This window comes from Pseudomonas sp. 4CAES_32.4, from assembly GCF_058136335.1.
Window position 1 is genome coordinate 265,937 of sequence record NZ_CM176882.1, and the last position, 22,660, is coordinate 288,596.

20 protein-coding genes are annotated in these 22,660 nt (G+C 59.8%); 7 read left to right on the forward strand and 13 right to left on the reverse strand.

The genetic code is table 11. The features are described 5' to 3' along the window. Positions 1–341 precede the first annotated feature (341 nt). From AC3Y64_RS01145 to AC3Y64_RS01160, 4 genes are read left to right on the forward strand one after another with little or no spacing between them, the layout of a single operon-like run. On the forward strand, positions 342–1,007 hold the full coding sequence (locus AC3Y64_RS01145; RefSeq protein ID WP_489986144.1) for an amino acid ABC transporter permease: 666 nt from the start codon (positions 342–344) through the stop codon (positions 1,005–1,007). Further along, positions 988–1,647, forward strand: coding sequence for an amino acid ABC transporter permease (locus AC3Y64_RS01150; RefSeq protein ID WP_489986145.1), 660 nt, complete (start codon positions 988–990; stop codon positions 1,645–1,647). The genes AC3Y64_RS01145 and AC3Y64_RS01150 overlap by 20 nt, the downstream gene beginning before the upstream one ends. After that, positions 1,644–2,426 carry an amino acid ABC transporter ATP-binding protein gene (locus AC3Y64_RS01155; protein ID WP_489986146.1) on the forward strand — a complete coding sequence of 261 codons (783 nt, stop codon included), beginning with the start codon at positions 1,644–1,646 and terminating at the stop codon, positions 2,424–2,426. Before AC3Y64_RS01150 ends, AC3Y64_RS01155 begins: the two co-directional genes overlap by 4 nt. Then, the gene (locus AC3Y64_RS01160) at positions 2,423–3,295 is read left to right on the forward strand and encodes a transporter substrate-binding domain-containing protein (protein ID WP_489986147.1); all 873 of its coding nucleotides are present in this window, start codon (positions 2,423–2,425) and stop codon (positions 3,293–3,295) included. The genes AC3Y64_RS01155 and AC3Y64_RS01160 overlap by 4 nt, the downstream gene beginning before the upstream one ends. Positions 3,296–3,412: 117 nt before the next feature. On the opposite strand, the gene AC3Y64_RS01165 is transcribed toward AC3Y64_RS01160, so the two are convergent. Then, positions 3,413–4,573 (reverse strand): AAA family ATPase, encoded by a 1,161-nt coding sequence (locus AC3Y64_RS01165; protein ID WP_489986148.1) that lies wholly within the window; start codon positions 4,571–4,573, stop codon positions 3,413–3,415. A gap of 137 nt (positions 4,574–4,710) precedes the next feature. On the opposite strand from AC3Y64_RS01165, the gene AC3Y64_RS01170 reads away from it, so the two are divergent. From AC3Y64_RS01170 to AC3Y64_RS01180, 3 genes are read left to right on the forward strand one after another with little or no spacing between them, the layout of a single operon-like run. Continuing rightward, positions 4,711–5,814: an efflux RND transporter periplasmic adaptor subunit gene (locus AC3Y64_RS01170; RefSeq protein WP_489986149.1), complete on the forward strand. Its 1,104-nt coding sequence runs from the start codon at positions 4,711–4,713 to the stop codon at positions 5,812–5,814. Further along, positions 5,811–6,875, forward strand: coding sequence for an efflux RND transporter periplasmic adaptor subunit (locus AC3Y64_RS01175; protein WP_489986150.1), 1,065 nt, complete (start codon positions 5,811–5,813; stop codon positions 6,873–6,875). The genes AC3Y64_RS01170 and AC3Y64_RS01175 overlap by 4 nt, the downstream gene beginning before the upstream one ends. Further along, positions 6,872–9,925, forward strand: a complete 3,054-nt coding sequence (locus AC3Y64_RS01180) for an efflux RND transporter permease subunit (protein ID WP_489986151.1) — start codon at positions 6,872–6,874, stop codon at positions 9,923–9,925. Before AC3Y64_RS01175 ends, AC3Y64_RS01180 begins: the two co-directional genes overlap by 4 nt. A gap of 100 nt (positions 9,926–10,025) precedes the next feature. On the opposite strand, the gene AC3Y64_RS01185 is transcribed toward AC3Y64_RS01180, so the two are convergent. From AC3Y64_RS01185 to AC3Y64_RS01240, 12 genes are all read right to left on the reverse strand, one after another. Further along, the gene (locus AC3Y64_RS01185) at positions 10,026–10,655 is read right to left on the reverse strand and encodes a class I SAM-dependent methyltransferase (protein ID WP_489986152.1); all 630 of its coding nucleotides are present in this window, start codon (positions 10,653–10,655) and stop codon (positions 10,026–10,028) included. Between the two features lie 376 nt (positions 10,656–11,031). Next, positions 11,032–11,676, reverse strand: coding sequence for a methionine ABC transporter permease (locus AC3Y64_RS01190; protein WP_034151854.1), 645 nt, complete (start codon positions 11,674–11,676; stop codon positions 11,032–11,034). Further along, the gene (locus AC3Y64_RS01195) at positions 11,666–12,787 is read right to left on the reverse strand and encodes a methionine ABC transporter ATP-binding protein (protein WP_489986153.1); all 1,122 of its coding nucleotides are present in this window, start codon (positions 12,785–12,787) and stop codon (positions 11,666–11,668) included. The genes AC3Y64_RS01190 and AC3Y64_RS01195 overlap by 11 nt, the downstream gene beginning before the upstream one ends. 2 nt (positions 12,788–12,789) lie before the next feature. After that, positions 12,790–13,599, reverse strand: a complete 810-nt coding sequence (locus tag AC3Y64_RS01200; protein WP_489986154.1) for a MetQ/NlpA family ABC transporter substrate-binding protein — start codon at positions 13,597–13,599, stop codon at positions 12,790–12,792. 125 nt (positions 13,600–13,724) lie between these two features. Beyond that, positions 13,725–15,083, reverse strand: a complete 1,359-nt coding sequence (locus tag AC3Y64_RS01205) for an LLM class flavin-dependent oxidoreductase (RefSeq protein WP_489986155.1) — start codon at positions 15,081–15,083, stop codon at positions 13,725–13,727. After that, positions 15,083–16,276, reverse strand: a complete 1,194-nt coding sequence (locus AC3Y64_RS01210) for an SfnB family sulfur acquisition oxidoreductase (protein WP_489986156.1) — start codon at positions 16,274–16,276, stop codon at positions 15,083–15,085. The genes AC3Y64_RS01205 and AC3Y64_RS01210 overlap by 1 nt, the downstream gene beginning before the upstream one ends. Positions 16,277–16,301: 25 nt before the next feature. Beyond that, positions 16,302–17,543, reverse strand: a complete 1,242-nt coding sequence (locus tag AC3Y64_RS01215; RefSeq protein WP_489986157.1) for an SfnB family sulfur acquisition oxidoreductase — start codon at positions 17,541–17,543, stop codon at positions 16,302–16,304. A gap of 289 nt (positions 17,544–17,832) precedes the next feature. Further along, positions 17,833–18,597 (reverse strand): hypothetical protein, encoded by a 765-nt coding sequence (locus AC3Y64_RS01220; protein WP_489986158.1) that lies wholly within the window; start codon positions 18,595–18,597, stop codon positions 17,833–17,835. 463 nt (positions 18,598–19,060) lie between these two features. Then, on the reverse strand, positions 19,061–19,810 hold the full coding sequence (gene tcyN, locus AC3Y64_RS01225) for an L-cystine ABC transporter ATP-binding protein TcyN (RefSeq protein ID WP_489986159.1): 750 nt from the start codon (positions 19,808–19,810) through the stop codon (positions 19,061–19,063). 2 nt (positions 19,811–19,812) lie between these two features. Continuing rightward, positions 19,813–20,478 (reverse strand): cystine ABC transporter permease, encoded by a 666-nt coding sequence (tcyL, locus tag AC3Y64_RS01230; RefSeq protein WP_007918741.1) that lies wholly within the window; start codon positions 20,476–20,478, stop codon positions 19,813–19,815. Then, positions 20,478–21,278: a cystine ABC transporter substrate-binding protein gene (tcyJ, locus tag AC3Y64_RS01235; protein WP_489986160.1), complete on the reverse strand. Its 801-nt coding sequence runs from the start codon at positions 21,276–21,278 to the stop codon at positions 20,478–20,480. Before tcyJ ends, tcyL begins: the two co-directional genes overlap by 1 nt. Positions 21,279–21,564: 286 nt before the next feature. Further along, positions 21,565–22,557: a D-cysteine desulfhydrase gene (locus AC3Y64_RS01240; protein ID WP_489986161.1), complete on the reverse strand. Its 993-nt coding sequence runs from the start codon at positions 22,555–22,557 to the stop codon at positions 21,565–21,567. Between the last annotated feature and the right edge of the window lie 103 nt (positions 22,558–22,660).

The window sequence follows — 22,660 nt, forward strand, 5'->3', positions numbered from 1 at the left end:
ACGCCACGAGCAATTTGACAATGTCCTGCGGATCCAGTCGCTGCGGTACTTTTACGTCCATGTTGTCTTCCTTGTAATGGTTTGGCCGGGGAGTCTGGCCAAAAGCTGTTCGTCCTTGGAGGGCTTTCGTGAAAAAAAGATCCTTCCTACAGCGAAAAGGAAAATAGCCTTCTTATTCCTTCCCGGCAAACCCACAACATAGTTTTTTGGGTGATATCAATATGCTTTAACGGTATTTAAATTCTGGTTTTTATACCTATAAAGTCGATGCTTGCCGGACAGCCATCCGCTGCCCATGGACTGCATCACCGTCGCTTACCGAGCGGCGTCCAGGACGTTTCATGACCTTCGACTACGCATTTATCCTCAGCACCCTGCCGGCGTTTCTCAAAGCCGTGGGCGTGACGCTGCAGGTCGGATTTATCGCCATCGGCACATCGCTGCTGGTGGCGCTGCTCAACGCGACGATTCTGGTGTTCCGCACGCCTTACCTGCAAAAACTGGTCGGTCTGTATGTCGAGCTGGCGCGCAACACGCCGCTGCTGATTCAGTTGTTCTTCGTCTACTTCGCCTTGCCGGCCCTGGGAATTCAGGTGTCCGGCTTCACTGCCGCCATCATCACCATGACCTTCCTCGGCGGCGCCTATCTGACTGAAGTGCTGCGCGCCGGCGTCGATGCCGTGCCACAGGCGCAACTGGAATCCGGGCGTTCGATCGGCCTGTCCCACGGCCAGTTGCTGCGCTACGTGATCCTGCCGCAAGCGGTGATCCTCAGCCTGCCGTCGCTGTTCGCCAATTTCATTTTCCTGCTCAAGGAAACCACCGTGGTCTCGGCGGTGGCGGTGCCGGAAATTCTCTACACCACCAAGAGCTACATCGCGCTCTATTACAAAACCTACGAAATGCTCGCCGTGCTGACACTGATTTGCGTGTTGCTGTTCTTGCCGCTGTCGCTGCTGCTCAGCCGTCTGGAAAGGAGGCTCCAGCATGGCCAGTTCGGGTCTTGAATTGCTCTGGGTGTCGTTGCCGCAATTGGCCAAGGGCGCCGGACAAACCTTGGCGATTTCGTTTCTGAGCATCGCCATCAGCACCGTCGGCGGCGTGCTCTACGGCGTTTTGCGCACGCTCAACGTAACCTGGCTGAACGCGATTCTGCGGGTGTATCTGGAGTTGTTCCGGGCGATCCCGGTGCTGGTCTGGCTGTACCTGTTGTTTTTCGGCTTGCCGATTTTCTTCGGCCTGAGCATTCCGAGTTTCTGGTGCGCGGTGCTGGTGCTGTCGCTGTGGGGCGCCAGCGAAGTTGGCGAAGTGGCGCGCGGTGCGCTGCATTCGTTGCCACGCGGGCAGCGTGAAGCGGGATTGTCGATTGGCCTGAACGCGGCGCAGCTCTATGGCTACGTGCTGCTGCCACAAGCGCTGAAACGCATGACGCCGCCGACCATCAACGTCTACACGCGGATCATCAAGACCAGTTCCCTGGCCGTGCTGATCGGTGTGGTCGACGTGATCAAGGTCGGCCAGCAGATCATCGAACGCACTTACGAATCGGTGCTGATCTACGGCGCGCTGTTCCTGTTTTTCTTTTTCATCTGCTACCCGCTCTCGGCCGCCTCGCGCGTGCTGGAGCGGCGCTGGACGCAAGCATGAACGCATTGATCGAGTTTCACGGTTTCAACAAATTCTATGGCGAACAGCAGGTGCTCAACGGCATCGACCTGCAGGTGCAGAGCGGTGAAGTGATCGTCATCCTCGGCCCCAGCGGATGCGGCAAAAGCACCTTGCTGCGTTGCCTTAATGGCCTGGAAGTCGCCCATAGCGGCAGCCTGAAATTTGTCGGCCGCGAGCTGCTGGACAAGGCTACCGACTGGCGCGACATCCGCCAGCAGATCGGTATGGTCTTTCAGAGTTATCACCTGTTCCCGCACATGAGCGTGCTCGACAATTTGCTGCTCGGCCCGCTCAAGGTGCAAAAGCGTCAGCGTCGCGAAGCGCAGCAGCAAGCCGAAGCGTTGCTCGAACGCGTGGGTCTGCTGGACAAGCGCGATGCCTTCCCGCGTCAGCTCTCCGGCGGGCAGCAACAACGCATCGCCATCGTCCGTTCGCTTTGCATGAACCCACGGGTGATGCTCTTCGATGAAGTCACCGCCGCCCTCGACCCGGAGATGGTCAAGGAAGTTTTGCAGGTCATTCAGGGCCTGGCCCGCGAAGGCATGACCCTGTTGATCGTCACCCACGAAATGGCCTTCGCCCGCGCGGTGGCCGATCGCATTGTGTTCATGGATGCCGGGCGCATCCTTGAACAGAACCCGCCCGAGATTTTCTTTACGAACCCGCAAACCGCACGCGCGCAGCAGTTTCTGGAGAAGTTCTCCTTCGTTGCAACACTGCCAAAAACGAATCCGACAAAGGAACTGGAACTGTTATGAAAACTGCCGCTTTTTTTCTGCCTCTACTGAGCCTTGCGTTGCTTGCCGGTTGCAGCAAAACCGAAGAACCACCGAAGCCGAAAGTCGCCAGCGAGAGCGCCGCGCCGGCCGGTTATCTGGACAAGATCAAGGCTCGCGACAAGCTGATCGTCGGTGTCTTCACTGATAAACCTCCATTCGGTTTTGTCGATGAAGCCGGGCGCTACGTCGGGTTCGATACCGACATCGGTCGGCGTTTCGCCAAGGATCTGCTCGGCGATGAAAACAAGGTCGAGTTCGTGGCGGTGGAGCCGGCCAGCCGTATTCCGTTCCTGCAAAGCGACAAGGTCGACCTGATCCTTGCCAACATGACCGTCACCCCGGAGCGCAAGGAAGCGGTGGAATTCACCAACCCGAACCTCAAGGTTGCGGTGCAGGCATTGGTGCCGCAAAACAGCTCGGTGAAGAATCTTGATGACCTGGCGACCCGCACCACCATCGTCACCACCGGCACCACGGCGGACATCTGGCTGACCAAGAATCACCCGGACTGGAAACTGCTGAAGTTCGAGAAGAACTCAGAATCCTTGCAAGCCCTGGCCAATGGTCGTGGCGATGCCTACGCGCAAGACAATCTGGTGCTGTTCAGCTGGGCCAAGCAGAACCCGGGCTATCGCGTGCTGGAGGACAAGCTCGGTGCCGAAGCGCCGATTGCGCCGGCGGTGAAGAAGGGCAATATCGAATTGCGTGACTGGGTGAATACCGAGCTGACCAAGCTGGGTGAGGAGAAATATCTGCTCAAGCTGTACGACCAATATGTGCGTAAAGAACTGAGCGATGACACCAAGCCTGAGAGCGTGATTGTCGAGGGTGGCAAGTGGCAGGGCTAGTTGGATGATCGTTCCTACGCTCCGCGTGGGAATGCCTCCGGGGACGCTCCGCGTCCAGTGACGCGGAGCGTCACGGGCTGCATTCCCACGCACAGCGTGGGAACGATCAGTGGGGAGTCAATCCGGCCAGTTCCACGCCGGTTCATCCAGCACTCGCTGTCCAACCATCCCGGTCTGGCCCAAGGTTTTCTCCAGCACGATGCAATTGCACTCGGGATCTTCCTGCAACGCCGAAATCAACCGCCGCGCATGGGACACCACCCACACCTGACACTGCTCCGACGCACGAATGATCAACCGGGCCAACGCCGGCAGCAGATCCGGGTGCAGGCTGGTTTCCGGTTCGTTCAGCACCATCAGCGACGGCGGCCTCGGCGTCAGCAGCGCCGCTACCAGCAGCAGATAGCGCAGCGTGCCGTCCGACAGCTCCGCCGCCGACAATGGCCGCAGCAAACCTTCCTGATAAAACTCGATGGCAAAGCGTCCGCCGGTCAGCGGCTCGATCCGCAGGCGTGCGCCGGGGAACGCGTCGCTGATGGCGCCCTGCAAAGCCTCGGGATCGCCGATTTCAATGATGGTCTGCAACGCCGCCGCCAGATCTCGACCGTCGTGGTGCAGCACCGGTGTGCGCGTGCCCAGTTGTGGTTGGCGCACCGGCGCATCGGCATCGCTGCGAAAGTGATCGTAGAAGCGCCAGCGCCGGATGAACTCGCGCATCTGAAACACTTCCGGCGAGTTGCGCAGGCTGCCGACTTGATCGAACAGGCTGTCGAAGTTGGGTGTGTGCTGCGCCAGCAGATCCCAGCCGCGGCCTTCGCGCGCACGAATCATCGGGCCGTTGCGATCCACCAGCAGGCTGGCCGGGCGATACACGGGCCCGGCCCAGATGCATTCGCGCTTGATTTCCGGGTCGAGAGAGAAAAACGAGCGGCTCGGCTCGGGCAACCCCAAAGCAATCGAATAACTGAAATCCTCCCCGGCGAACCCCAGGCGCAGACGTTTCACGCCCTGACGCACCGTCGGCTCGATCGCCACCTCACCGTTGCGCATGCGTCTACTGATGGTTTCCGGCCCGGCCCAGAACGTCGAATCCAGCCCTCCCTCACGGGCCAGCGCATTGACTACGCCGCCCTGCGCGGTTTCCGCCAGCAGGCGCAACGCTCGGTACAGATTGGACTTGCCGCTGCCGTTGGGACCGGTGATCAGGTTCAGACGGCCCAGCGGGATCACCAATTTATTGATCGAACGGTAATTGGCCACCGCGAGAGTATTGAGCATGGAATTCCTTCTCTTCAGGCGCCCATTGTAGGTGCTGCCGCAGGGAAATATGGGCGACGAGCGGGCGAACGTTGAACCCTGTTCTAAGCTCACAGTCGTATCGTCACTTGCACGTTCGTACACAGGAAGGAGTCTGCATGGCGAGTCCCGGTTTGAAAACAGCGGTCATGCTGAGTCTGTTCACCTTGGTGACCGCCTGCGGCGAGAAAAAAGCCCCTGAGGAATACTTGCCCAGGGTCTTCGTACAAGAAGTGAAACCCATGGATTACGCGGCTTCGGTGACATTGACCGGTGACGTACAAGCACGCGTGCAGACTGAGTTGTCGTTCCGCGTTGGCGGCAAGATCATCCAGCGCACGGTCGACGTCGGTGACCGGGTCACCGCCAAACAGGTGCTGGCGAAACTTGACCCTAAAGACTTGCAGACTAACGTCGACTCCGCCCAAGCCCAAGTGGTCGCCGAACAGGCGCGGGTGAAACAGAGCGCAGCGGCGTTCGTGCGTCAGCAGAAACTCCTGCCCAAGGGCTACACCAGCCAAAGTGAATACGACTCCGCCCAAGCGGCGTTGCGCAGCAGCCAGAGCGCCTTGAGCGCGGCGCAGGCGCAACTGGCCAATGCCAAGGACCAACTCAGTTATACCTCGTTGATCGCTGACGCGCCGGGCGTCATCACCGAGCGCCAGGCCGAAGTCGGCCAAGTGGTCCAGGCCACCGCGCCGATCTTCAGCCTGGCCCGCGATGGCGACCGCGATGCGGTATTCAACGTGTATGAATCGTTGCTCGCCGAGCGTCCTGCGGACAACAGAATCACCGTCAGCCTGCTCGACAACCCCGAGATCAAAACCACCGGCACCGTGCGCGAAATCACCCCGGCAGTGTCGGCGCAATCGGGCACCGTGCAAGTCAAAGTCACCCTCGACAAGCTGCCGCCGGGCATGCAACTCGGTTCGGTGGTCAGCGCCACGGCCAAAGGCTCGGGCAAGTCGGCGGTCGAATTGCCGTGGTCAGCGCTGACGAAAAACATCAGCGATACCGCGGTGTGGATGGTCGACGACAAGGGCGAGGCGCAATTGCACAACGTCACGGTTGGCCGTTACCTGACCGGCAAAGTCATCATCAGCGAAGGCCTCAAGGGCGGCGAGAAAGTCATCGTCGCTGGCGGACAATTGCTGCACCCGGGCATGAAAGTCGAGATTGCCGAAAACACCTACAAGGATCTTCAGCCGGGAGCGCAGCCATGAAGTCTCTGTGGCTGTTACCCGTCGCTGTGTTGTTGGCCGCGTGCTCGAAGAAAGAGCCGCCGCCCGAGCCCGTCCGCCCGGTGCTGTCAGTCAAGGTCGAAGCGTTGAGCGAGGAAAACCTCGGGCGTTTCGCCGGCAGCATTCAGGCGCGCTATGAGAGCAACACCGGTTTCCGCGTCGGTGGCCGTATCGCCAGCCGTAACGTCGATGTCGGTGCCGAGGTCGAGAAGGGCACGCTGCTCGCCACCCTCGACCCTTCCGACCAGCAGAATCAGTTGCGTTCGGCCCAAGGCGATCTGGCGAGAATCCAGGCGCAATTGATCAACGCGCAAGCCAATGCTCGCCGCCAGCAAGCGCTGTTCGATCGCGGTGTTGGCGCGCAGGCGCAATTGGACGTCGCCAACACCGATCTGAAAACCACCCAGGCCTCGCTGGATCAGGCACGTGCGGCGGTCAATCAGAGCAAGGATCAACTCGGCTACACCGAGCTGCGCTCCGATCACCGCGCCGTGGTCACCGCGTGGAACGCCGAGGCCGGGCAGGTCGTCACCGCCGGTCAGCAAGTGGTGACCCTGGCGCAACCGGACATCAAGGAAGCGGTGATCGATCTGCCAGATACCCTGGTCGATCAGATCCCTGGCGACGTGGTGTTCTCCGTGGCCGCGCAACTCGACCCGAGCATCAACACCACGGCGATCATCCGCGAGATCGAACCCCAGGCCCAGAGCGCCACGCGCACCCGGCGTGCGCGTCTGACCCTGGCCGAGACGCCGGACGGTTTCCGTCTCGGCACGGCGATCAGCGTGACCCTCAGCTCAGCGATCAAACCGCGTATCGAATTGCCCGCGACGGCGTTGCAAGAGGTCGACGGCAAAGCTCGCATCTGGGTCATCGACACGCAGAACAAAACCGTCAGCCCCCGCGATGTCACCGTCGTCAGCCGTACCGACAGCAGCGTCGTGCTGGCTGGCGGGGTGAAGAACGGCGAGCGCGTGGTCAGCGCAGGCGTCAACAGCCTCAAACCCGGACAATCGGTAAAACTTGACGAGGACAGTCAATGAAAGGCTCTTTCAACCTCTCCGAATGGGCCCTCAAGCATCAGTCATTCGTCTGGTATCTGATGTTCGTCGCGTTGCTGATGGGCGTGTTCTCGTACTTCAATCTGGGGCGCGAAGAAGATCCGTCGTTCACCATCAAAACCATGGTCATCCAGACCAAATGGCCGGGCGCGACGCAAGAGGAAACCCTCAAGCAGGTCACCGACCGCATCGAGAAAAAACTCGAAGAACTTGATTCCCTCGACTACGTGAAAAGCTACACGCGCCCCGGCGAATCGACGGTGTACGTGTACCTGCGCGACACCACCAGCGCCAAGGACATCCCGGAAATCTGGTACCAGGTGCGCAAGAAGATCGATGACATTCGCGGACAGTTTCCCCAAGGCATTCAGGGGCCGGGATTCAACGACGAGTTCGGTGATGTGTTCGGCTCGGTGTATGCCTTTACCGCTGATGGCCTGACCATGCGTCAGCTGCGCGACTATGTGGAGCAGGCTCGCGCCGAGATCCGCAATGTGCCGGGGCTGGGCAAGATCGAAATGGTCGGCCAGCAGGACGAAGTGATTTACCTGAACTTCTCCACGCGCAAACTGGCTGCGCTGGGCATCGATCAGCGTCAGGTGGTGGACAGTCTGCAATCGCAGAATGCCGTAACCCCGGCGGGTGTGATCGAGGCCGGGCCGGAGCGGATTTCCGTGCGCACCTCCGGGCAGTTCGCCTCGGAAAAGGATCTGGCCGAGGTCAACCTCAAGCTCAATGACCGCTTCTATCGTCTGGCCGACATCGCCGAGATCAGCCGTGGTTACGTTGATCCAGCCACGCCAGAATTCCGCTTCGACGGCAAACCGGCCATCGGCCTGGCGATTGCCATGCAGAAGGGCGGCAACGTTCAGGAGTTCGGCAAGGCCTTGCATGCGCGCATCGACCAACTGACCGCGGACTTGCCGGTCGGCGTTGGCGTGCATACCGTTTCCGATCAGGCCGTGGTGGTTGAAGAAGCCGTTGGCGGTTTCACCAGCGCGCTGTTCGAAGCGGTGATCATCGTGCTGGTGGTGAGCTTTATCAGCCTTGGCGTGCGCGCCGGGCTGGTGGTGGCGTGCTCGATTCCGCTGGTGCTGGCGATGGTCTTTGTATTCATGGAATACAGCGGCATCACCATGCAGCGGATTTCCCTCGGCGCACTGATCATCGCCCTCGGCCTGTTGGTGGACGACGCGATGATCACCGTGGAGATGATGGTCACGCGTCTGGAAATGGGCGAGACCCGCGAGCAGGCCGCGACGTTCGCCTATACCTCGACGGCGTTCCCGATGCTTACCGGTACGTTGGTGACGGTGGCCGGTTTCGTGCCCATCGGGCTCAACGCCAGCTCCGCCGGGGAGTACACCTTCACCCTGTTTGCGGTGATCGCAGTGGCGATGCTGGTGTCGTGGGTGGTGGCCGTGTTCTTCGCCCCGGTGATCGGCGTGCACATCCTCAGCGCCAACGTGAAACCCCATGAAGCCGAGCCGGGTCGCATTGGCCGTGCGTTCAACGGCGGGCTGCTGTGGGCGATGCGCAACCGCTGGTGGGCAATCGGCATCACCGTGTTGCTGTTTGCCCTGTCGATTTTTTGCATGCGTTTTGTGCAGAACCAGTTCTTCCCGGCATCGGATCGCCCGGAAATTCTGGTCGATCTCAACCTGCCGCAAAACGCCTCGATCGACGAAACCCGCAAAGCCGTCGACAAACTCGAAGCGACGCTCAAGGGTGATGCGGACATCGTGCGCTGGAGCACTTACATCGGCCAGGGCGCGATCCGTTTCTACCTGCCCCTCGACCAGCAATTGCAGAACCCGTACTACGCGCAACTGGTGATCGTCAGCAAGGATTTCGAGGCCCGTGAGGCGTTGACCCAACGTCTGCGCGAGCGCCTGCACAAGGACTTCGTCGGCATCGGCAGTTACGTGCAAGCATTGGAAATGGGCCCGCCGGTTGGGCGTCCGATCCAGTACCGGGTCAGCGGCAAAGACATCGATCAGGTGCGCAAGCACGCCATCGACCTCGCGACCGAACTGGACAAGAACTCGCACATCGGCGAGATCATTTACGACTGGAACGAGCCGGGCAAAGTCTTGCGTATCGACATCGCCCAGGACAAGGCGCGCCAGCTCGGGCTGTCGTCCGAGGACGTGGCGAACCTGATGAACAGCATCGTCAGTGGCTCGCCGTTGACCCAGGTCGATGACGACATCTACCTGATCAACGTGGTCGGGCGCGCAGTGGATTCCGAGCGCGGTACGCCGGAAACCCTGCAGAACCTGCAGATCGTCACGCCGAGCGGCACGTCGATTCCGCTGCTGGCGTTCGCCACGGTTCGTTATGAACTGGAGCAACCGTTGGTGTGGCGTCGCGACCGTTTGCCGACCATCACCATCAAAGCCTCGGTGCGCGACGAGATCCAGCCGACCGATCTGGTGAAAATCCTCAAGCCGTCGATTGATGCCTTCGCCGAAAAACTGCCGGTCGGCTACAAAGTCGCCACCGGCGGTACGGTCGAGGAAAGCGGCAAGGCTCAGGGGCCGATTGCCAAGGTGTTGCCGTTGATGCTGTTTTTGATGGCGACGTTCCTGATGATCCAGTTGCACAGCGTGCAGAAGATGTTTCTGGTGGCGAGTGTCGCGCCGTTGGGGCTGATCGGCGTGGTGCTGGCGCTGGTGCCGACGGGCACGCCGATGGGGTTCGTGGCAATCCTGGGGATTCTCGCGCTGATCGGCATCATCATCCGCAACTCGGTGATTCTGGTGACGCAGATCGATGAGTTCGAGAAGAAAGGTTATGCGCCGTGGGACGCGGTGGTCGAGGCAACCGAACATCGGCGCCGACCGATCCTGCTGACTGCTGCGGCGGCGAGCATGGGCATGATCCCGATCGCCCGGGAAGTATTCTGGGGGCCGATGGCTTACGCGATGATTGGCGGGATCGTGGTGGCGACGTTGCTGACGCTGCTGTTCCTGCCGGCGCTGTACGTGGCCTGGTACAAGATTCGCGAACCGCAAAAAGAGGCGCAGTAAAAGCGAGCGCTTCGCGCTCATCGCTAGCAGGGCTAGCTCCCACAGTTCGAATGCAATTTCCTGTGGGAGCTAGCCCTGCTAGCGATAGCGTCGCAATCGACTACGCAGATTTACCCCAGACACTGGCCAACCAAGCCTGCTGCTCGCGCGGCAGCCCCGCCGGCCGGTAGTAATGCTCCAGCTCGACAAACCCCGCCGCGGTCAACAAGCCTTGCCAAGCCGCCAGATCGTGATACGAGCCATAACGCGGCCCGTTCCAGCCTTCACGGTTATCCCCACGCGGATTGGAACTGAACAACACGCCACCGGGCTTCAACGCGCCGTGTAATTGCTTGAGCACCCGTGGCAACTCCTGCAGCGGCACATGAAACAGCACCGCATTGGCGAAGATGCCGTCGAAGCGCTCGGCCGGCAGATCCAGCTTCAGAAAGTCCTGCTGCAACACTTCGCAGCCGCTGTCCTCGCGGGCCATTCGGGCGAATTCCTGCGAACCGTCGAGGCCGACCGCAACGTGACCCATGCGCGTGAACGTCTGCAAATCCCGGCCCGGGCCACAGCCGAAATCGAGAATCGTGAACGGCGCCGTGCCCTGAATATGCCGCAGCAATGCATCGATGTTCTGGCTGACATCGTGATCGCGAGTGCCTTCACGAAAGTCTTCGGCCACCGAGTTGTAGTGGCCAAGGGTGGTGGCGGTGATCTGGTCGAGATCGCTGGGAGTCTGCTTCATGGTCGGGATACGCGGGCAATTGGGATTCGCCGAATATACGCCATTGGGTTTGAGGCTGCTGCGCAGCCATCGCCAGCAGGGCTGGCTCCCGCAGGGGAACGCACTCCAAATCTGAGAGCTTGCTGGCTGTCACAGGGGAATGCATTCAAAATCTGAGAGCTTTCTGGCTGACACAGGGGAACGCATTCCAAATCTGAGAGCTTGCTGGCTGTCACAGGGAAGTGCATTCCAAATCTGAGAGCTTGCTGGCTGTCACAGGGAAGTGCATTCCAAATCTGAGAGCTTGCTGGCTGTCACAGGGAAATGCATTCCAACTGTGGGAGCTAGCCCTGCTAGCGATAGCGGTCTCGAAGTCGCTGAATGATTTCGGCCAGACTCAACGCTTGTTCAACCCCCGAGCCAACCGATCACCACCCAACTGAATCACCGCCACCAACGCCACCAGCAACACAATCACCGTCAACATGATCTGGCTGTCAAAGCGCTGATAGCCGTAGCGATAAGCGATATCCCCCAACCCGCCAGCACCAATCGCCCCGGCCATCGCCGACGAGTTGATCATCGTCACCAAGGTGATGGTGAAACCGCCAACAATCCCCGGCAGCGCCTCTGGCAACAGCACATGCCAGACAATGTGCCAACGCCGGCACCCCATCGCCTGCGCCGCTTCGATCAAACCATGATCGACCTCACGCAAACTCACTTCGGCAATCCGCGCAAAGAACGGTGTCGCGGCGATGGTCAGCGGCACAACGGCGGCCCAGACACCGTAGGTTGTCCCGACAATCAAGCGGGTAAAAGGAATCAGCGCAACCATCAAAATCAGAAACGGGATCGAGCGAAACAGGTTCACGAACGCGCCCAGGGCACGGTTCAACACCGGCGCTTCATAGATTCCGCCCTTGTCGCTGGTGACCAGGATCACTGCCATGGGAATCCCCACCAGCAGCGCAATCAATGACGACACGCCGACCATCAGGAACGTGTCGATAAAGCCCTGCAGCAAGCGATCAAACCACATAACCCAGCACCTCCACCCGTTGCGCCCAAGGTGCCGCGCGTTCGTGCAACTGCTCAGCGCTGAGCGACGATCCGCTCACCGCCAACAGCAGTTGCCCCAGCGCATGCCCCTGAATCCGTTCGACGCCGCCCTGCAGCAGCTTCACCCGGCCACCCAGTGCAGCAAACAGCGCCGCCAGATCCGGTTCGTCACTGGCGCTGCCGGTGAACTGCAAGCGCAGCACTACGGCGGCAGCGGAAGAGGGCGCGTGCGCGTGCAAGCGGCTCTGCAATTCTTCCGGTAGCGCGTGTTGCAGCGGCGCGAGCAAAGTCTGGCTGACCTCGTGCTGCGGATTGCCGAACACTTCCCACACCGGGCCTTGCTCGACGACGCGGCCATGCTCCAGCACTACGACGCGATCACAGATTTCGCGAATCACCGCCATTTCATGGGTGATCAAAACAATGGTCAGGCCCAGGCGCTGATTGATCTCACGCAGCAGGCCGAGGATCGATTGCGTGGTTTCCGGATCGAGTGCCGAAGTCGCTTCGTCGCATAGCAGAATATCCGGGTCATGCACCAGCGCGCGGGCGATGCCGACACGCTGTTTCTGCCCTCCAGACAACTGCGCTGGATAGGCCTTGTGCTTTTCTTGCAGGCCGACCAGTTCGAGCAATTCGCGAACCTTGTTCTCGCGCTGTTCCTTGGGAACCCCCGCCACCTTCAGCGGCAGTTCGACGTTCTGCCAAACGGTCTTGGCCGACATCAGATTGAAATGCTGGAAGATCATGCCGATCCGTCGGCGCAGCGCTACGAGACGGTCTTCGTCGAACTCGCCAATGTCGACCTGATCGATCAACACTCGCCCCGACGTCGGCTGTTCCAGGCGATTGATCGTGCGAATCAGCGACGACTTGCCAGCGCCGCTACGACCGATGATGCCGAACACCTCGCCGCGCTGGATCGCCAGATCGATGCCCTGCAACGCGGCGACCGGGCCTTGTCGACCGTTGTAGGTTTTGCCCAGACCGATGAAGCGCACGTGGGCGCGATTCAGCTCGGGGTGCAGTTCGGTTTTTTCAGCATTATGTGGCTCTGGAATTTCCAGTCGCCGTTGGATCGCGGCCGTCATGCTCAGCTTTCCCAACCGGCTTGATACAGCTTGCCGTGGGCTTTATCCAGCGCCGCGCGAACGACCGGCGAATGCTGGTAGATGTCGACGAATTTGATTAGGCGCGGATCGGTTTTGCTCTTCGGCTGAATGACGAACTGAATCACGTATTCCTTGTGGTCGAGACCATCGAACAGCAGTGCCGAACCGGCATCGAAGGTCTTCGCCAGGCGGATGTAGGCCGGGTAGCCCTGGACCAGATCGGCATCGTCGTAGGCGCGGACCAGTTGCACGGCTTCGACCTGGAGGATTTTTATTTTCTTCGGGTTGGCGACGATGTCGTCTTCGGTCGCTTTGTAGCCCACGCCCGGTTTCAGTGTGATCAAACCGGCCTTGGCCAGCAGTTGCAGGCCGCGCCCGCTGTTGATCGGATCGTTGGCGATGGCGACGCTGGCGCCTTCTGGCAGTTCGTCGAAGCTTTTGTATTTCTTCGAGTAGAGACCGACGTTGTTGATGATCCCCGGCGCGAACGGCACCAGGTCAAAACCGGCGGCGGCCTTGGCGTTTTCGAGGAACGGGATGTGTTGGAAGTAGTTAACGTCGATGTCGCCGGCGGCGAGGCTGACGTTGGGTGCGATCCAGTCGGTGAACTCGACCAACTCGACTTTGAGGCCTTGTTTGGAGGCCTCTTCGACGGCGGCTTCCAAGGGAATGGCGAAGGCGGCGGTGGTGCCGATTTTCAACGGGGCGTCGGCGGCGAACACGGCCGAGCTGAACAGGCCGAGGGCCAGGGCCAGTGCTTTGACTGGGTGGGACAGGCGTTTCTGGGTCATGATGGGTTTTCCAGTCAGTGCATTGATTTGTGGTGTCTGGTCGGGCCTCATCGCTGGCAAGCCAGCTCCCACAGAGATTTGCGGTGTTCACAAAACCTGTGGGAGCTGGCTTGTCAGCGATGCTTTTAGCGGCGGTACGAAGATCCTGTGTGTTGCTCAGGTAGCTGCGCTTCACCGTGAAACAGCTTCTCGCGCAAGCTGCCGCAGTCATACGCGGTCTTGTACGACCCGCGCCGCTGCAACTCCGGAATCACCAGATCAATGAAATCGACATAGCTTTCCGGCGTAACAATCCGCGTCAGGTTGAAACCGTCGAGACCGGTCTCGGCGATCCACGATTCCAGCTCATCCGCCACTTGTTCAGGCGAACCGACCACGGTGATGTAACGACCACCGAGGGCGTGCTGGTCGAGCAACTTGCGCCGGGTCCAATCGTTGTTCTGCAGGTTTTTCGTGGCCGATTGAATGGCGTTGCTTTTCACGTACTGGATCGGTTCGTCGAATTCGTACTGGGAAAAATCGATACCGGTGGACGCCGAGAAATGCGCCACACCGGCCTCGGCGCTGGCGTAACTCAGGTACTCGGCGTGCTTGGCCCACGCGGCTTCTTCAGTCGCGCCGACGATGACGTTGAGGCCCATGAACACCTTGATGTCCTCAGGATTGCGTCCGGCTTCGACGGCGCTGGCGCGGACCTTGTCGACCTGAACCTTGGTCGACGGCTTGTTCTGGCCACTGATGAACACGCACTCGGCGTGACGCCCGGCGAAGAGCAAACCGCGATCTGAGCTGCCGGCCTGAAACAGCACCGGTGTACGCTGCGGCGACGGCTCGCAGAGGTGATAACCCTCGACCTGATAAAACTCGCCCTTGTGTTCAACCTTGTGCACTTTTTCCGGGCTGGCGTAGATGCGCTGCTCGCGGTTGTTAAGCACCGCGCCGTTTTCCCAGCTGCCTTCCCAGAGTTTGTAGAGCACTTCCAGGTATTCGTCGGCCTGGTCGTAGCGGCGGTCATGTTCGACTTGTTCGCTGAGGCCCATGGCTTTGGCGGCGCTGTCGAGATAGCCGGTGACGATGTTCCAGCCGACCCGACCACGGCTCAGATGATCGAGCGTCGACATGCGGCGGGCGAACAGATACGGCGGCTCGTAGGTGAGATTTGCGGTGAGGCCGAAGCCGAGGTTTTTGGTCACCGCAGCCATCGCCGATACCAGCAGCAACGGATCGTTGACCGGCAACTGGATCGATTCTTTTAGCGGCACATCGACCGAGTTCTGATAGACGTCGTACACGCCGACGATGTCGGCGATGAACAAGCCGTCGAACAGCCCGCGTTCGAGCAACTGCGCCAGTTCCGTCCAGTATTCGATGGTGTTGTAGCGGGTCGAGGTGTCGCGTGGATGCGTCCACAAACCGTGGTTGATATGGCCGATGCAGTTCATGTTGAACGCGTTAAGCAAAATCTTCTTTTTCGCAACGCTCATCAGATCGTCCCTCGCAGCGGAGGGTTTTCATCGTTGAGGTAGTAATTGCCCACCGCGTGATATTTCCAGCGCACCGGATCGTGCAAAGTGTGCACGCGGGCGTTGCGCCAGTGGCGGTCGAGGCCGTGTTCGATCAGGGTCGCTTGGCTGCCGGCCAGTTCGAACAAGGTGCTGCCGGCGGCGAGGGAGATTTCGGTGCTGATCGCCCGAGCTTCCGCGACCGCAATCGATGCGGCGGCGACCGTATCGGCGTTGGTCTCGGCCTGCGCGGCGTCGAGGAATTCGCCGGCGCGTTCGAGCAAGGCTTCGGTGGCGTGCAGGCGAATGCTCAAGTGGCCGAAGCTCTTCAGCGTCAGCGGATCTTCGGTGGCTTTGTCGTTACCGGAATCGATCCACGGCCGGGTCTTGCTGCGCACGAAGTGCAGCGCGTCTTCGTAAGCGGCGCGGGCGATGCCGGTATCGATAGCCGCGTGAAGGATCTGCGCCAACGGGCCGACGGTGGTCGGGCGCTCGAAGGCGCTTTGAAACGGGATCACGTCTTCGGCGGCGACGTACACGTCTTCGAATACCACCGAACCGCTGCCGGTGGTGCGCTGGCCGAAGCCGCTCCAGTCGTCGATCACGCTCAGGCCTTTGCTGTCACGCGGCACGAAAGCCAATTGCTGCACACCGTTTTCATCGACAACCGACGTAGGAATGCGCTGCGCGTAAATCGCGCCGGTCGCATAGAACTTGCGGCCGTTGATGCGAAAGCCGTCGCCGTCGCGATTGAGGCTGGTGACGCGGTCGTGAGCGGTTTTCGTACCCAGTTCCGCCAGTGCATTACCGAAGCGTTGGCCGGCGAGTACTTCGGCGTATAGCCGTTGTTTTTGCGCATGGCTGCCGTTCACGCGCAACACTTCCAGTGCATAGAAATGGTTCTGCGGAATCTGCCCGAGCGAGCCGTCGGCCTGAGCGATCAGGGCGATGACTTTGCCCAGCGTCACGTTGGACACACCCGCGCCGCCATATTCCTTGGGCACGCTGATGCCCCACAGGCCCGAGCGGGAAAACACGTCGAGTTCCGGCAGTGGCAGGCGACGTTCACGGTCGCGCAGGGCGCTGTCGCGTTTGAAATCTTCGGCCAGGTCGCTGGCGACGATCAGGGCTTGCTCATCGCTGGTGATGACCGCGACGTGATGGGATAGCGTCATGTTTTTCTCCAGAGGTCTGGTCGTCTCAGATCCAGGAATGGCGAGCCGGTAAAGTGCCGTTGAGGCGATAGGCGCCGACCGCGTGATATTTCCAGCGCACCGGGTCGTGCAACGTGTGCACCCGGGCGTTGCGCCAGTGACGGTCGAGGTTGAATTCGGCGAGGGTCGCGCGGCTGCCGGCCAGTTCGAAAAGCTTTTCGCTGGCGAGCAATGAGATTTCGGTGGTCAACACTTTTGCCTCGGCCACGGCAATCGACGCGTGGGCGGCGGATTCGGCGGTCAGCGGTGCGGCGTGCACTTGATCTAGCACCTTGCCGGCCTTGCGCAGCAGCGCTTCGGCGGCGTGCAGTTCGATTTTCAGTTTGCCGATGTCGGCGATCACGTAGAGGTCATCACTGGCGCGATCAACTTTGGCGTCGATCCATGGCCGCGCGCGGGTTTTGACGAACTCGATGGCGTCGTCGATGGCGCCACGGGCGATGCCGGCATCAATGGCCGCTTGAATCAGCTGCGACACCGCGCCTTGAGTGTTGGGGATTTCGTTGATCTTCCAGTTGTCGACCACCAGGCTCGATTCGACGCGCACGTTGTTCAGCAGAATCGTACCGCTGGCGGTGGTGCGCTGACCGAAACCCGACCAGTCATCGACGATGCGCAAACCCGGCGTGCCGCGACGGACGAAGGCCAGCACTTGCTTGCCGTCATCGTTGAGCGCCTTCACCGCGACCCAGTGCGCAAACAGCGCGCCGGTGGAATAGAACTTCTGGCCGTTGATCACGTAATCGTCGCCGTCGGCGGTGATCCGTGCTTTCAGTTCCAGGGTGTTTTTAGTGCCGCGCTCCGGACCGGCATTACCGATGCGCCAGCCTTCCAGAACACTCTGGAACAGCTGCTTTTTCTGCGCCTCGGTGGCACTGCCGAGCACCAGATTGATAATGCCGAACTGGTTCTGCGGAATCTGTCCCAACGCCGGGTCGGCGGCGGAAATGATCGCGAACACCTCGGCCAATGTGACAAACGAAACCTGCGGGCCACCGTATTCACGCGGGATGGCAATGCTGCCCAGACCGCTACGGGTGAACTGCTCGATTTCCGACCACGGCAATTTGCGCTGACGGTCGCGTTTGGCCGCCTGCACGCGGGCGGCTTGTGCCAGCTCATGGGCAGCCTTGATGGCTTGGGCGTCGTTGCGCAAAATCTGCGCGGGCAACAACAACGGGGCGATGTCCAGATCGGACTGGACGTTTGCATCGGCCAGGCTGGACATCAGTGCCGCTCCTTGGCTGCACGCAATGCCCTGGCGATCTGCACTGGGGTGATTGTGTTCCGGACCATGCTACCTACCTCACATCTTATGAAAAACGCCGCAAAAGTGCGGCGAACGAAAGAATGTCCGGTGGTCCGGTTCATATACCCTAAGCGTGTATAAATATTAAATAAACTAACTTTTAGGAATATGCATAGAAGGGGTGATGGTCGGGTTGGTTAACTGGTTTTCCATGGCAGGGGAGATTCAGCGGCGAGGTAACCAACTCCCTCGCCACTATAGGAACGACTCAAGGCTTACGCGTTTCGGCGGCTTTGAGGACAGGTTTCAGCGGTACTTTGAGGTAAGGATTCACGCAGCCGATCTTCAACGTTCGCGGCGGCGCCCAGCGCGAGTTATTGCCGACCCGGTCGATGACGCAGTAAGTCACGTCGAGGCGCAGATCCTCGCCCGCTTCGACAATCACTGCGGGCGGCACCCAGACTTGAATTGGCAGGCCGACATCCGCTGCCGTGATCCGCGCCAGGTCCATGCGCACATCGCCCCAGCGCAGCGTGATTTCATCGTCCTCGGCCATGTTCAGGTACGGCTCGATGGTCAGCGGGACGCCGCGTTTGATCTGGTTGGGATTGACGCCCTGGCGGCGAATGGTATCGGGCAGCATCACTGGTGCCAGCTGCTGGTTTTCGTCCCCGCACAGTGCTGAAGGCTGGCCACCGGGGCAATCGAGTTTCACTTGTACCCGCGTCGCCGCCGACAGCGCGGGACCCTGGCCGACCTGCATCACCCGATAGTGAACGCGCGCTGAGCCGCTGATCACGAAACTCTCCGGCACCCGCAGGCTGACCGGCGCGTCGACATCTTCAGCGGTCAGGACGTGGGAGGCGACGTAGCAGTTGTTCCAGAACAGCTCGATCAGGTCGCCGGCGTCCATGCCGGGATAGGGCTGCACATCGACCAGCAGGTTCTCGGCCGCTGTCAGGTTGATACCGGTTTTTTGTGCGAGCGCCAGAGTCGGCGCTGCCAGTTCGAGGGTATGCGAAGTGCGGGTCATCGATTTCTCTCCTTGAAGCATAGCAACGAAGTCCGTTTCTGAATAAACCAAAAGGCGTGAATTAACAGGCAATACAACAGGCTGATTTTGTTGCCACAAAATGCGGGATGAATGAACTAATTTGAAGCGCTTGGCGACTAGATAAGAGGGTGCGGGAAGGGGAGTCAATAGACGGATTTAGTTAATCCATGAATTACGGATTAATCAGAAGCTTCCTACATTGCTCAGGGCTTCTGCCTAGGCTGGAAAGAGAATGGGGCTACAGTTTCAGGGGTTTTTTGCCGCCTTCAAGACACTTGCTTTTCAACTCTACTCCACAGTTTTAGGCGAATTAATAGCGCGTTGTAACTGTTGCAGAACATATATGTGTGGCGAACTTGATATGTTTGAAGGGCGGGGGGTGTTCAGCGTAGAGAAGTACAACTTCCATCCGTGGAAGTTGATGGTCTTGCGTTGAAAGTTCTCAGGCGTGATTCAGAAACTTGCTGAGAAACTGTTTGGTGCGTTCTTCTTTTGGATTGGCAAACAACGCTTTCGCTTCACCTTGTTCGACGATCACGCCCTTGTCGAAAAACACCACACGGTTGGCCACGTCGCGGGCAAAACCCATTTCGTGGGTGACGATAACCATGGTGCGTTTTTCTTCGGCGAGGCCGCGAATGGTCGCCAGCACTTCACCCACCAGTTCCGGGTCGAGGGCCGAGGTCGGCTCGTCGAACAGGATCACTTCCGGCTCCATCGCCAGCGCCCGGGCAATCGCCACGCGCTGTTGCTGGCCGCCGGACAGACGACGCGGATAGGCGTCCTCCTTGCCCGCCAGACCGACCTTGGCCATGAGCTTCTTGCCCAGGGCAACGGCGGCGTCGCGCGGCATCTTCTTGACCACAATCGGGCCTTCGATGACGTTTTCCAGCGCGGTGCGATGGGGGAACAGGTTGAAGTTCTGGAACACGAAGCCAACGTGCTGGCGCAGGTTGCGCACCAACGCTTGCTGCTGGTTCAGCGGGCGGCTGGTATCGATCTCGATATCGCCGACCTTGATCCGGCCGCTGGTGGGTTGTTCAAGGAAATTAAGGCAACGCAGGAACGTCGTTTTCCCCGAACCGCTGGGGCCGATGATCGCGACGACTTCGCCTTCCTTGACCTCGAGGTCGATGCCGTTGAGCACGACCTGACTCTTGAATTGCTTGGTCAGTTTTTCCACGACAATCATCGTCAGGACTCCTGGTCGTGCCGATTGACCCGCTCTTCCAACTTGTTCTGGAAGTGCGAAAGCACCGTGGCCAGAATCCAGTAGATCAGCGCGGCGGCAAGATACATGGTGAAGACTTCGAAAGTCCGGGCGGTAATCAATTGCGCCTGACGGAACAGCTCCGGCACCTGAATGGTGGCGGCCAGTGCCGTGTCCTTGACCAGTGAAATAAAGCTGTTGCCCAGCGGCGGCAACGCCGTGCGCATTGCTTGCGGCAGGATGGCCCGGCGCAGGGTTTGCGCGCGGGTCATGCCGATGCTCGCAGCGGCTTCCCACTGACCGCGTTCGATCGAACCAATCGCGGCGCGGAGGATTTCACAGGCGTAGGCGGCCATGTTCAGCGAGAAGCCGATCAGTGCCGCCGGCAGCGGATCCAGTTCGAGACCCAATTGCGGCAAGCCGTAATAGATCACGAACAGTTGCACCAGTAACGGCGTGCCGCGAAAGAACGACACGTAGATGCGCGCCAGCCAGCTCACCGATTTGAAGCGCGACAGGCGCATCAGTGCCAGGCCGAAGCCCAGCAGCAGACCGAAGAACATCCCGCCGAGGCTGAGGACTACCGTGTAATACGCGCCCTTGAGCAGGAAGGGCGCGGAGTCCAGTGCGAGTTGGAAAGCTTCTTCCATTATTTCGTGACGTCAGCGTTGAAGTACTTCTCGGACAGCTTCTTCAGGGTGCCGTCGGCACGCAGCTCGTCGAGGGCCTTGTTCACGGCGGCTAGCAATTCAGGCTCGCCCTTGCGCAGGGCAACACCAGCTTCCTGACGGGAAAAGGCTTCACCGGCAGCCACGGTTTTCGGCGCTTTCTTGGCGTATTCCAGCGCGGCCAGACGGTCGATCAGGATGGCGTCGGTGCGACCGTTGTTGAGGTCGGCGAACTTGGTCGGATCATCATCGTAGGTGCGCACGTCAGCGCCCGGCACGTTGGCGCGGACCCATTGTTCGTAGTTGGTGCCCAGGCCCACACCGACTTTCTTGCCGGACAGGTCATTGGCGGTCTTGATGTTCAGCGCCGCTTCTTTGCTCTTCAGCACCAGCGCTTGAATGCCGGAAACGGTGTACGGCTCGGAGAAGTCATACTTCTTCTTGCGCTCTTCGGAGATGGTCACCTGGTTGACCACAACGTCCAGACGCTTGGATTCCAGCGCAGCTAGAATGCCATCCCATTTGGTTGGCTGAACCTTGGCTTTGACGCCGAGTTTTTGTGCCAGTGCTTCCGACAGCTCGACTTCGAAACCGGACAGTTTGCCGTCGGCGTCGACGAAGCTGAACGGTGGATAAGTGCCTTCCAGGCCGACGTTGATAACGCCCTTGTCCTTGATCTGTTGCAGCTGCTCACCGGCCACTGCCTGGCCGATCAGACCGACGCTTAGGGCCAGGCCCAGCGAACCCACCAGCAGATTGCGACGTAGTGCGGAAAAATTCATGACGAGCCCCTGTGTTTTCTTATGGAAGACGCTAAAGGAAAGTTGGCGAATGGGTGATTCGTGCGCCTGCGTTATCGTGCCCTAAAGCAGCTTATGCGTCTTGCGCGAAATTCGCCTGCGGCGAGACTATAAGATGTCTTAGTTAGACTTGAAAATACTTAATAATCAAAATGTTATTCTTTATTGGAATATACAGCGTCTGTGGAAAAAGCTCGCAGCCTGCGGCAGCTCCTACCCGGTATCACCTGTAGGAGCTGCCGCAGGCTGCGAGCTTTTGATCTTGCTCTTAAAGAAAATCCTTGTAAGCAAACAACGCCGGCGCGCCACCGGTGTGCAAAAAGATGATCGGGCCTTCATCAAAACGCTGTCGGCCAATCCCATCGAGCAACCCAGCCATTGCCTTGCCGGTATAAACCGGATCCAGCAACACCGCTTCCTGACTGGCCAGCAACTTCACCGCCGCCAACGTCCCGGCATTCGGCTCGCCATAGCGCGGGCCGAAATATTCGTCCCACAACTCGACCTTGAAAGCCGCCGGCAGTTCGACGCCGAGCAGCTCCGCCGTACGTTCGGCCAGCCCCTGCACCTTCGGCCGCTGATCTTCTTCACTGCGCGAAACCGTCACGCCGATCACCGGCAACTGCGGCAACACTTCGCTCAGCGCCAAGGCCAGACCGCTGTGCGTCCCGGCGCTGCCCGAGGCTAATACCACCGCCGCGAAATCGAGCCCGGTGTCCTTGATCTGCTCGGCCAGTTCCAGACCGGCGCGCACATAACCCAGCGCGCCAAGGGCATTCGAGCCGCCAATCGGCACCAGGTACGGTTTCTTGCCGTTGCTTTGCAAACGCACCGCGAGGGCGGCCAGTTGTTCGTCGGCATTGTCGAGGTTGTCGACCAGTTCGACCTTGGTGTCGAACAGATCCAGCAGCAGACGATTGCCGTTGCCGGTGTAATTGCTGTCGTCGGTGCCCAGCGGATTTTCCAGCAGCGCCACACAACCCAGGCCGAGCTTGGCGGCGAGGGCGGCGGTCTGGCGAACGTGGTTCGATTGCAGCGCGCCGGCAGTGATCAGCGTGTCGGCACCTTGCGCGAGGGCATCGGCGGCGAGGTATTCGAGTTTGCGCAACTTGTTGCCGCCCATGGCCAGCGGCGTCAGGTCATCGCGCTTGATGAACACCTCGCGACCGAGCCATGCAGACAGGCGTTCGAGTTTTTCCAGCGGCGTCGGGTGGCCGAGCAGGTTGAGACGGTTAAAGCGTTCCAGCTGATTCTTAATCATGGTTCCGTACTGGCGGAGAAAGATGAAAGGACTATAGGCACGCGTTTTTGCAGGGGCAACCGTGAATCGCTTATAGCCAAATCGACTGAGGCCAGCACTATCG